The 9,922-nt window shown below is 72.0% G+C and carries 7 protein-coding genes; all 7 read left to right on the top strand.

What is annotated here, in order from left to right:
* Positions 1 to 3: 3 nt before the first annotated feature.
* Positions 4 to 1,584, top strand: coding sequence for an ABC transporter substrate-binding protein (locus tag ACQEVJ_RS28165; RefSeq protein ID WP_433106123.1), 1,581 nt, complete (start codon positions 4 to 6; stop codon positions 1,582 to 1,584).
* A gap of 3 nt (positions 1,585 to 1,587) precedes the next feature.
* Positions 1,588 to 2,550, top strand: a complete 963-nt coding sequence (locus ACQEVJ_RS28160; protein WP_433106121.1) for an ABC transporter permease — start codon at positions 1,588 to 1,590, stop codon at positions 2,548 to 2,550.
* Positions 2,547 to 3,359 (top strand): ABC transporter permease subunit, encoded by an 813-nt coding sequence (locus ACQEVJ_RS28155; protein WP_433106119.1) that lies wholly within the window; start codon positions 2,547 to 2,549, stop codon positions 3,357 to 3,359. The genes ACQEVJ_RS28160 and ACQEVJ_RS28155 overlap by 4 nt, the downstream gene beginning before the upstream one ends.
* Positions 3,353 to 4,864 (top strand): ABC transporter ATP-binding protein, encoded by a 1,512-nt coding sequence (locus tag ACQEVJ_RS28150; RefSeq protein WP_433106117.1) that lies wholly within the window; start codon positions 3,353 to 3,355, stop codon positions 4,862 to 4,864. The genes ACQEVJ_RS28155 and ACQEVJ_RS28150 overlap by 7 nt, the downstream gene beginning before the upstream one ends.
* A gap of 7 nt (positions 4,865 to 4,871) precedes the next feature.
* A complete protein-coding gene (locus tag ACQEVJ_RS28145; protein WP_433106115.1) occupies positions 4,872 to 6,236 on the top strand; it encodes a class I SAM-dependent methyltransferase in 1,365 nt (454 codons plus the stop codon).
* A gap of 265 nt (positions 6,237 to 6,501) precedes the next feature.
* A complete protein-coding gene (locus tag ACQEVJ_RS28140; RefSeq protein ID WP_433106113.1) occupies positions 6,502 to 7,740 on the top strand; it encodes a class I SAM-dependent methyltransferase in 1,239 nt (412 codons plus the stop codon).
* 170 nt (positions 7,741 to 7,910) lie between these two features.
* Positions 7,911 to 9,875 (top strand): condensation domain-containing protein, encoded by a 1,965-nt coding sequence (locus tag ACQEVJ_RS28135; protein ID WP_433106111.1) that lies wholly within the window; start codon positions 7,911 to 7,913, stop codon positions 9,873 to 9,875.
* The last annotated feature ends 47 nt before the right edge of the window (positions 9,876 to 9,922 follow it).

Genomic DNA, 9,922 nt, shown 5'->3' with positions numbered 1-9,922 from the left:
AACATGCCCATACATCGCCCCAGGACGGGCGCCGGCGGTCCGCTGCGCCGTACCGTGCCCGTCGCGCTGATCGCCGTCGCGGCACTTCTCGCCGGCTGCTCCGCAACGGCTGAACGTCCGTCGGCCTCCGCCAGCATCGGGACCGCCGTGCAGGACGGCGGCACCCTGCGTTATGTGATTGCCGGCAGCCCGGCCACTGCCGGCAACGACCCCCACGGCGGGCTCGCGAACGAGTCCGACGCCCTGCGCTTCGCCCTGCTCTACGACGTACTGACCGTCCCCGGCGACGACGGCCGCGCCAAGCCTCGCCTCGCCGAATCCTGGAAACCGGACTCCACGCTCACCCGCTGGACGCTGCGGCTGCGCACGGAAGCCAAGTTCACTGACGGGCGGCCGGTCCGCGCCGCGGACGTGCTCTACTCGCTGCGCCGCATCGAGCGCAAGGCGACCGAGAACTACGGACGTCTGGCCCAGTTCGACACCCAGGCGTCCACCGCGCCCGACGACCACACCATTGTGCTCGTCAGCCGAGCCCCCAACGCCCTCGTTCCTGAGGCGCTGGAGTCGGTGACCTTCGTCGTGCCCGAAGGCAGCGACGACTTCACCAAGCCGGTGCCCGGCTCGGGTCCGTACCTGCTGGACAGCATGGACGGGCAGACCGCCGTGGTGAAGCGCAATCCCGGCTGGTGGGGTGAACGACCGCGCCTCGACGCGATCGAGATCAGGGCGGTCGCCGATCCCCAGGCCCGCGCGGCGGCGGTAGCCGCGGGCCAGGCCGACGTCGCGGGCAGTGTCAACCCCGCGGCTGCGAAGTCCAGCGGAGCCGGCGTACGGGTCGTGCGCAGGCCGGCGGTCACCGAGTACCCCTTCGTGATGCGGCTGGACCGCAAGCCCTTCGACGACCCGCGCGTACGAGAGGCCTTCAAACTGGCCGCCGACCGCCAGGCACTGGTCGACACGGTGTTCCTCGGCTTCGGCCGGATCGCCAACGACCTGCCCACCCCTTACGATCCTTCGTACCCCAAGGACCTGGCCCAGCGGCCCCGGGACCTCGACCGAGCCAAGAAGCTGCTGGCCGAGGCCGGGCACGCCGACGGCCTGCGCGTGACCCTGCACACCACCACCTCGTACCCGGGCATGGACACGGCAGCCGCCCTCTACGCGCGGCAGCTCGCCGACATCGGCGTCAGGGCCACCGTCAGCAACGATCCGCCGGACACCTACTTCACCACCGTGTGGGGCAAGGCCGACTTCTACACCGGCTACTTCGGCGGCATCCCCTTCACCGACGTGGCCCGGGTGGCTCTGATGTCGGCGTCTCCCACCAACGAGACCGCGTGGAAACGCCCCGCATGGGACGCGGCCTTCACCGAGGCGCTCGCCGTCGGCGACGACGCGACGCGGAACGAGCGGCTCGGCGCGCTGCAGAAGGAGCTGTGGAAGGACGGCGGATACGTCGTCTGGGGACTCGGCGACGGCCTCGACCTGACCTCCCCGTCAGTCCGCGGGCTGCCGACAGGGCCGGGATTCCAGCGCCTCTTCCTCGACACCGTGCGGCTCGCCGCTCCAGGCACGACGGGGTGACCGATGCGGCTGCCTGGCCTGGTCCGCGCCGTCGCGCGGGCCGCCGTCCTCCTGACCGCCGCCTCCGCCCTGGTGTTCGCCATCACCGAGCTCCTGCCCGGTGACGCCGCCGACGCCCTGGGCGGGGGCCGGATCTCGGCCGCGCAGCTCGCCGCGCTGCGAACGGAGCAGGGGCTGGACAGGCCCGCCTGGCAGCGCTGGGCGGTCTGGGTGTGGGGACTGCTCCACGGTGACGCCGGCAGGTCCCTGCTCACCGGCCGCCCCGTGGCGGACCTGGTCGGGCAGCGGCTGCAGGCCACCCTGGTGCTGATGACCGCGGCGCTCGCGGCGACGGTTCCGCTCATCCTGCTGGGCTGCGCGGTCGTGGGGCGCCGGGTGCTGCGCCGTCCAGGGACCTCTCCCGGCGGTTTGGCGGCCGGGCTGACCGCGATACCGCAGGTGGTGGTGGCGGCCGGGCTGGCGGCGCTGCTCAGCGGGGTCCTGGGCTGGGTGCCGCCGGTATCCCTGCTGCCGGCCGGCGGCAATCCGTTGATCGAACCCGCGATCCTCGTCCTCCCCGTACTGACGCTGGCGCTGCCGTCGGCGGCCTTCGCCGTCGCGCTGCTGAGCGGGGCCGTCGCCGACGCGCTGCGAGCACCTCACGTGGCCGACGCCCGGATCCGCGGCGTCCCCACGTTCCGCATCCTCGTCCGGCAGGTGGTGCCCGTCCTGGCGGCTCCCGCGTGGCGCGTGCTCGCCGCTGTGGTCGGCGGACTCACCGCGGGCACCGCCCTGGTCGAGACCGTCTTCGGCTATGCGGGGGTCGGCGAGCTGCTCGTCGGCTCCGTCGCATCTCGCGACACCCCCGTCGTCCAGCTGATCGGCGTGGGCTCCGGCGCGGCCGTGCTCGCCCTACTGCTCGTCGCCGACCTCGCCGCACCGCCACACGGCTCTGTCCTTCGATGGAAAGAGGCGATGCGGTCATGAGACGCATGCTCAGCCGAGTCGCCGTCGTGGCGGGCGTTCTCCTCGTCACGGCTATCCTGCTCGGGCCCGCCCTGGCGCCGTACGATCCGGCCGCCCCGGTGGCCGGCCCGTGGGCGGCGGGCGGCTCCGATCACCTTCTGGGCACCGACGTGCTCGGCCGCGACGTCCTGTCCCGCGCGATGGCCGGGGGAAGACACCTGCTGGCTGTCTCGCTTCTGGCCGCCGTCGCCGCCTCGCTCGCCGGCGCTCTGGCGGGGCTCGCCGCCGGATGGGCAGGCTCCCGGACGCTGAACGCGGCGGCCGACCTGATGATCGCCGTACCGGTGCTCCTGCCCGCTCTTCTGCTCGCGGTGTCCCTGCCCGGCGACATCGCCGTTGTCACGGGCACCGTGCTGGCCGGTGCGCCGTTGACGCTGCGCGTCGCCCAGGACGCGGCCGCGAGCATCCGGGGCTCCGGGTACGTCCGAGCCGCCCGGCTGCGCGGCGAACGCGGCGGTGCGGTGCTCCTGCGGGAGGTGATGCCCGCCATGGCTGGGCTGCTCGCGGCCGACGTCGGGCTGCGTTTCGTCACCGCGCTCCAACTGGCGTCCGCACTCGCCGTGCTCGGCTTCGGCACCGTCTCAGCTGCCGGGACTGTGTCATCAGCCGGAAGCTGGGCCGTGATGCTCAGGGAGAACCTGCCCGGGGCGGCACTCAACCCCGCCGCCCTCGTCGTTCCCGCCCTGCTTCTCGCCGTGCTCGCCCTGACCGTCGCCGCCGCGGCGCACACCGGGGCCCGCCGCGCCTTCGGAACAGGAGAGACATGGTGAGGGCGTCCACCGGAGAAACCAGTGGGGACGGGCTCCGTGCCCGGCGCCTACGCGTCGTCGACCTCGCGGAACGCGTGATCGTCGACGGTCTCGACACGCATGCCGCCCCCGGCCGGGTCCTCGCCCTGACCGGCCCCTCGGGCAGCGGTAAGACCACGGCCCTGCGGGCCATGCTCGGCTGCCTGCCTCCCGGCCTGCGAATCGCGTCCGGAGCGGTGCGGTGGCAGGGTAGCCCCGTACCTGCCGGACGCGCCGGGCGCCGCTGGCGCCTCGCCGAGGTCGGCTGGCTCGGACAGGATCCCGCCTCGGCCCTCGATCCGCGGCGGTCCGTGCTCCAACAGGTCGCCGAAGCTCTGTCCGACCGGGCGTCCCCTATGCCGGCAGACCGCGAGGCGGCCGCTCTTATGGAACGGCTCGGGCTCGCTCCGGAGCTCCACGGCAGGTCACCCGGCCGATTGTCCGGCGGTCAGGCACAACGGGCGGCACTGGCACGCGCCCTCGCCGGAGACCCGCCGCTGCTGGTGCTCGACGAGCCGACCAGCGGCCTGGACGCGGAGTGCGTCCGGCTCGTCGTCCAGGCCGTTCGCCGCCGCCGCGGTGGCTCCGCCTGCGTCACGGTCCTGGTCACCCACAACCCTGAGCTGGTGGCGGAACTGGCCGACGACGTGGTCGAGTTCGCCTGCTCGCCCCCACCCGCTGTGGACCGTCCCGTCCCTCGCCGCCGACGCGGCGTCGGAGGGCCCCCCGTCCTCGACGTACGCGGGCTGAGGCTCGACCATCCGGCGGGCGGGCCGCCACTCCTCGCCGCCGCCGACCTGACGCTGCATTCGGGAGAGTCGGTCGCGCTGCTCGGTCCTTCCGGCAGCGGCAAGAGCACCCTCCTGCATGCCCTGGCCGGCCTTCATCCGCCCGCCGCCGGAACCGTGGTCCTGACGCCGCCCGGCAGCGGCGGCCAGCCGACCGTGCTGCCGCCGCACGCCGCCGACCGCGACCGCGTCCAACTGCGCCGTGTGCAGCTCGTCGGCCAAAACCCCCAGGACGAGCTGAACCCCGCACACCGCGCCGTCACCGCGGTGGCCCGCCCCCTGCGTACCCTCGCGGGCCTGAATCGGGCGCCCGCGCGCCGGGAGGCGCTGCGCCTCCTGACCGAGGTGGGGCTGGACGCCGCGCACGCCCGCCTCCGCCCAGGACGGCTCTCCGGCGGCCAGCGTCAACGGGTCTGCCTGGCCCGTGCCCTGGCTCCCGGCGCGGCCGTGCTCCTCGCTGACGAGATCACCTCGGCGCTGGACGCCGGCACCGCCGCGGGCGTGCTCGACCTTCTGGACGTGCTCCGCGCCGAGGGACTGGCCGTACTGATGGCCACGCACGACCGCACCGTCGCCGGCCGCGCGGACCGCGTCCTCTTCCTGGGCGCCGGAGCCCTGCACGACCTGACGGGCGCCACACCCGTCACCGTCCCGTCCCTCACCCCGCACGCCGATCCGACGGAGGACTCCCGTGCGTAATGAACACGTGCCCGATGAAACGACCTTCGAGCCGCTGCTCGACCCGCTGCTCACCCATCCGTGGGTGGGCGGCGCCCGTCCCGGCCCCGACGGAATCGTGGTGACCCCCGCCCCGGAGACCCTCGCCGTACGTCCTGTCCCTGGTGCCCTGCTGCGCGAGTTCCTGGAGCACTGGAGCGACGTCTACGACTGGGTGTACGAGAGCGCGGAGGGACGTCACTCGGCGGGGCTCGACCTGTCCGGCTGGCGCGCGTCCGACACCGGCCTTCCGTTGCCGACCGCGCACATGACCGATTGGCTGCGCCGCACCACCGACCTGGTGCTGAGCTGCCGCCCGACCCGGGTGCTCGAACTCGGCTGCGGAAGCGGGCTGCTGCTGCACGCGCTGCGCGACCATCTCACGGCATACGTCGGTACGGACGTCTCCGTCGCCGCCGTCGAACGCCTCTCAGCCGTGCGGGATCCGGGAACCGCCGTCGTGCTCGCCGCCGCTCACGAAGCCCGCTCCGAGCAGGTGACCCGCACCCTGACCCAGGCCATGGGGCCCGGCGTGCGGCCGGACTGCGTGCTGCTGAACTCGGTCACCCAGTGTTTCCCCGACTTGGGCTATCTGCGAGCTGTGCTGCTCGACGCCATCGATCTCGTCGCCCCCGGCGGGACCGTCATCGTGGGCGATGTCCGTCATGCGGGACTCCTCACCCATTACTGCCGCTGGGTCGAGCGCGCCAAGGACCCTTCGGCCGCTCCTGAGGAGATCGAGTGGCGAGCGGCGCGCCGTGCCGCGCTGGAAGAGGAGATGCTGATCGACCCCCGGTTGATCGCGCGCATCGCCACCGAAGCGGGCCGCCGCGTATCACTGGCGGTCCATGCCCGCACCATGGCGCAGGACACCGAACTCACCCGCTACCGCTATGACCTGGTGCTCCATGTCGGCCCCCCGGAGTCCCCGTCCGCCACATGGCAGCTCTCGCCACATACACCAGACCGCGGCCTCCTCGAGGCCCAAGGGCTGCAGACCGGCATCCGCAACGCCCTCCTGGACGACGCGCCGGATGCGATCACGCCGCACGCCCTCGCCGAGTCCCTCACGAACAGAGCGGACGGCATCGGTACTGGGGCGGTTCTCCTCGACCCGGCCGACCCCGCCCGCCTCGCCGTCGCACTGCCCGCCTTGGCCGGTCGAGTCGTGGCCGAAAGCGTCGCCGCGCTGGCTGACTGCGCCGACCCTGGCTCTCTCATCCACGAGCCGCTGCCCGTCTTCGTGGCACGCCGCCTCCCCGAAGTGCTGCACGACCACCTACGGTCGGCTCTTCCCGGCGCGCGTCTCCCGCAGATCAGCCTGGAAACGGATGTGACCGCAGGTGTCCGCTGATTCCCGCACGCCTGACGTTCCCTTCACAACCGAGGATTCAGTACGAATCCGCAGCGCGTTGGAAGCGCTGCCGGAGGTGGCCGAAGCACAGGTCTTTCTCATTGCAGAGGGTGGGGAAGTGGCTCCGGCGGCGCTGGTCCGCGGGGTTGGGGCGGCGCCCACGACCGGCGGCACAGCACCCCCGGAAAGCCCTCTCCCCCTGGAACCCATTGCCAGGACGCGTCCCCTCCGCGACGCTCATGCCGTACCCGACTGCCTGGCATCCATGGACCACGCCGCCCTGCTGGCCATGGCCCACACCCTGCACCGCGCCGGGCTCTTCGGCGATGGCCGCTCGTACTCCACCGGAGATATCCTCAGCGCGCTCGGGGCGGCCCCTCGCCATCACTGGATCGTCCGTCGCTGGCTCGCCGCTCTGACCCGCGAAGGAATGCTCCGCTGCGAGGGAGGAGAACATCACGGGCTGCGCCCGGTGTCGCGCCCGGAGTTGGCCGCGGCGATGCGAAACCTGGAGACCGGGCGACGAGGCATGGGGTATCCGGCGGAGATGGGCCGGTTCTTCCAGACCGCCCTTCGGAGTCTGCCGAATCTGGTACGCGACGAGATCAGTCTGCAGTCGCTACTTTTCCCGGGAGGGGAGACCGGCACGGCGCAGGGCAACTATCGGGACAACCTGGTCAGCCGCCACCTCAACGCGCTCGCGGCGGCTGCCGTCGCGACAGCGTCCCGGTCCCGCGATGCGCAGGGAAGGCTGCGCGTGCTGGAAATCGGGGCGGGGGTCGGCGCCACCACGGAATTCGTCCTCGACGCCCTCGCCCATGTCCCCCTCGACTACCTCTTCACCGACGTCTCCGGCTTCTTCCTGGACGCCGCACACGAGCGGTTCGGCCACATGCCCGGAATGCGCTATGCCCTGCTGGACATCAACGCCACGATGTCCGCCCAGTTGTCGTCCGCCCAGTTGTCGTCTGCCCAGTTGTCGTCTACACAGTGCGGCGACGAGGCTCCCTTCGACATCGTCCTGGCGGCGAACGTCCTGCACAACGCCCGCCACACGGGCCGAACCCTGGCGGCGATCCGTGAACTGCTCGTCCCCGGAGGGACGCTGGTGCTGCTCGAGTCCTGTATCGAGCATCACCTGGTCTCGACCTCGATGCATTTCCTGATGTCGCCGCGGCCCGAGGAGCCCCTCGCCGGATTCGCCGACCTGCGGGAGGGGCAGGACCGGGTCTTCCTCACCCGCACCGAATGGCTCCGGCAACTGGCGGCGGTGGGCTTCCGGGATGTGCAGGTCAGGCCCGACCCCGACGACCCGATCGCCGCCGCCGGACAGTACGTGTTCAGCACCGTGCGTGGGGAGGGTGCCCACCGCCCCGACCCCGCCTCGCTTCTCGCCGCAGCCGCCGAACGCCTACCCCGGCACCTGGTGCTCCGGGAGATCCAGTCCGTTGATGCCTTCCCCGGCCTAGCGATGTCGCCCTGTCGTCGCCCCGGCGACCGCTGACCACCGTATCTGCGCCGGACAAACCGTCACCCTCATCCCGATGGGAGAAGCCCTTGCCGATCAGGCCCATGCACCCGCCCGCTCCAGCGGACGCGGTCTCCGCAAACGGTGCCCTCACGCCAGACCCCCGCCCGAACTCGTACGTTGCCGCCCGTGCAGACGTGGAGGTCATGCTGCGCGGGATCTGGGCGGACGTCCTGGACGTCCGGGAGGATGAGATCGCTTCCGGTGACCGCTTTCTCGCTCTCGGCGGAGACTCCGTACTGGCCGTTCGAATGGCCGCTCTGGTGCGGCGACGGCTTGGAGTGGTGCTCGCGCTGTCCGAGATCAGAGTCGAGCAGACCTTGGCCGAGCTCGCCAATGTCATCCGCGACCGTTCGGCAGGACGGACCGCCGATGCTCCCGACCTGCACATCACGCGACGGCCCGACCCGCTCACACCGTTCCCGCTGCTCCCGTTGCAGCAGGGATACTTCGTCGGCCAGCAGGACGGCTGGGAGCTGTCCTACGACTCGGCCCACCACTACCTGGACATCGGCCTCGTGGGTGTCGACGGCGAGGAAGCCCCCGAAGCGCTTCAGGACGCGGTGAACCGGCTGGCCGCGCACCAGCCCACGCTGAGGGCACGCATCCTTCCCGACGGCCGCCAGCACATCCTCGACGTCGACGATCCGGCCGCAGTCGTGCCCCTTCGCGTCCACGACTGGCGCGGACTCGGTGAGCAGGAGGCCGCACGGCACCTCGCCGAGCTGCGGGAGGAGATGCGCCGGCACGGCCCCGACCCGATGAGCGGGCCCGGCATCGACCTGCGCCTGAGCCTCCTGCCGGGCGGCCGCGGCCGGCTGCACTCCGCCACCAGTCTGCTCCTTGTCGACGGCTGGTCCTCCGGGGTGTTCTACCGGGACCTGTTCGCCTTCGCCTCCGACTGGAACACCGTCCTGGCTCCGCTCGACGTCGACTTCGGGGACTACGTCACCACTGTCCAGCGACTGCCCGAAACGCCGCAGTGGCAAGCCGACCGCGACTGGTGGTGGAGCAGGCTCGACGACTTCCCCCAGCCGCCGGCCCTTCCTCTGGCCGTCGAGCCGGATGCCGTACGGGTGCCGGTGATGGAGAGCCTGCATCAGCGGATGGACGCGTCTCGCTGGACCCGCCTGCAGGATTTGTGCCGCGAGCATCAGGTGACACCGTCGGCTGCGGCGCTCGCCGTCTATGCCGTCGCGCTCGCCCGAGCGGCAGGCCATCGGCGCTTCCTCCTCAACAGCCTCCAGCTCAACCGCCTGCCGCTGCATCCCGACGTCCATCGCCTGGTCGGCGCGTTCTCGTCCACCGTGCTCCTGCCGGTCGACCTGCCCGAGCGCGGCACACTCGCCGAACTCGCTCGCGCCTGCCAAACGCTCACCGGCGACGCGCTCGCCCACAACCTGGTCTCCGGAGTGGAGGTCTCACGGGAGCTCGCCCGCCGTCGGGGCACCACACGGCCGGTCGCCCCGGTCGTCTTTCAAAGCACCCTCGGCGTCGACGCGGCGATGGGCAGCACGATTCCCGACGAGGCCGGCCCATTGGGAAGGATCGACCTGACGGACCACCACCAGGAGCTACGCACCCCTCAGGTGGCGCTGGAGGCGCGACTCTACGAGGCGCGCGACGAGCTCGTGATCGTCTTCTCGCTGGTGGCGGAGCTCTTCCACCCTTCGGTCGTCCGCGACCTGTTCTCCGAATTCACCGTCCTGCTGGAGTCCCTGGTCAGCCCATCAGGCTGGCAGGCCGCGCACGAACTGCCGCAGGCGTTGGAGCCCGCGGCGGACGACACGACACTTCGGCTGGACGCCCGGCCACCTGTCAGGACGGCGCAGAGCGGGGGTCCGCTACGTGACGACCTGGAGCGAGCGGTGGCGGCCTGCTGGCGAGAGGTGCTCGACCTGCCCGAGGGCGTCCCGCTGGACCGCGCCGCGGACTTCTTCGCGCTCGGAGGAGACTCTCTCAACGCTGTACGGATGCTCAGCCGCCTGGCCCGCTCAGGACTGCCGCATGTGACACCTCGAGCGTTCCTCGCCGCACCCACGGTCGCCGGCCTCGCCGCGTCCATCCGCGAGAAACCGCGCCGCGGCGAGAGGTCTCTCTCCCCGCAATGACCTTCTCGGCCGGCTCCCGCCGGGGCCACGTGACATCCTGCGGCCCT

It is taken from the genome of Microbispora sp. CA-102843, from assembly GCF_050936215.1.
In the GTDB taxonomy this organism is placed as follows: Bacteria; Actinomycetota; Actinomycetes; order Streptosporangiales; family Streptosporangiaceae; genus Microbispora.
The sequence above is the reverse complement of the archived record's forward strand: the minus strand, read 5'-3'. Positions and strand labels throughout refer to the sequence as shown.

What these genes read in the sequence shown, in the direction of transcription:
- ACQEVJ_RS28135 (WP_433106111.1), top strand. Translation starts at nt 7,911, where the DNA reads ATGCTGCGCGGGATCTGGGCGGACGTCCTGGACGTCCGGGAGGATGAG.
- ACQEVJ_RS28150 (WP_433106117.1), top strand. Translation starts at nt 3,353, where the DNA reads ATGGTGAGGGCGTCCACCGGAGAAACCAGTGGGGACGGGCTCCGTGCC.
- ACQEVJ_RS28165 (WP_433106123.1), top strand. Translation starts at nt 4, where the DNA reads ATGCCCATACATCGCCCCAGGACGGGCGCCGGCGGTCCGCTGCGCCGT.
- ACQEVJ_RS28155 (WP_433106119.1), top strand. Translation starts at nt 2,547, where the DNA reads ATGAGACGCATGCTCAGCCGAGTCGCCGTCGTGGCGGGCGTTCTCCTC.
- ACQEVJ_RS28160 (WP_433106121.1), top strand. Translation starts at nt 1,588, where the DNA reads ATGCGGCTGCCTGGCCTGGTCCGCGCCGTCGCGCGGGCCGCCGTCCTC.
- ACQEVJ_RS28140 (WP_433106113.1), top strand. Translation starts at nt 6,502, where the DNA reads ATGGACCACGCCGCCCTGCTGGCCATGGCCCACACCCTGCACCGCGCC.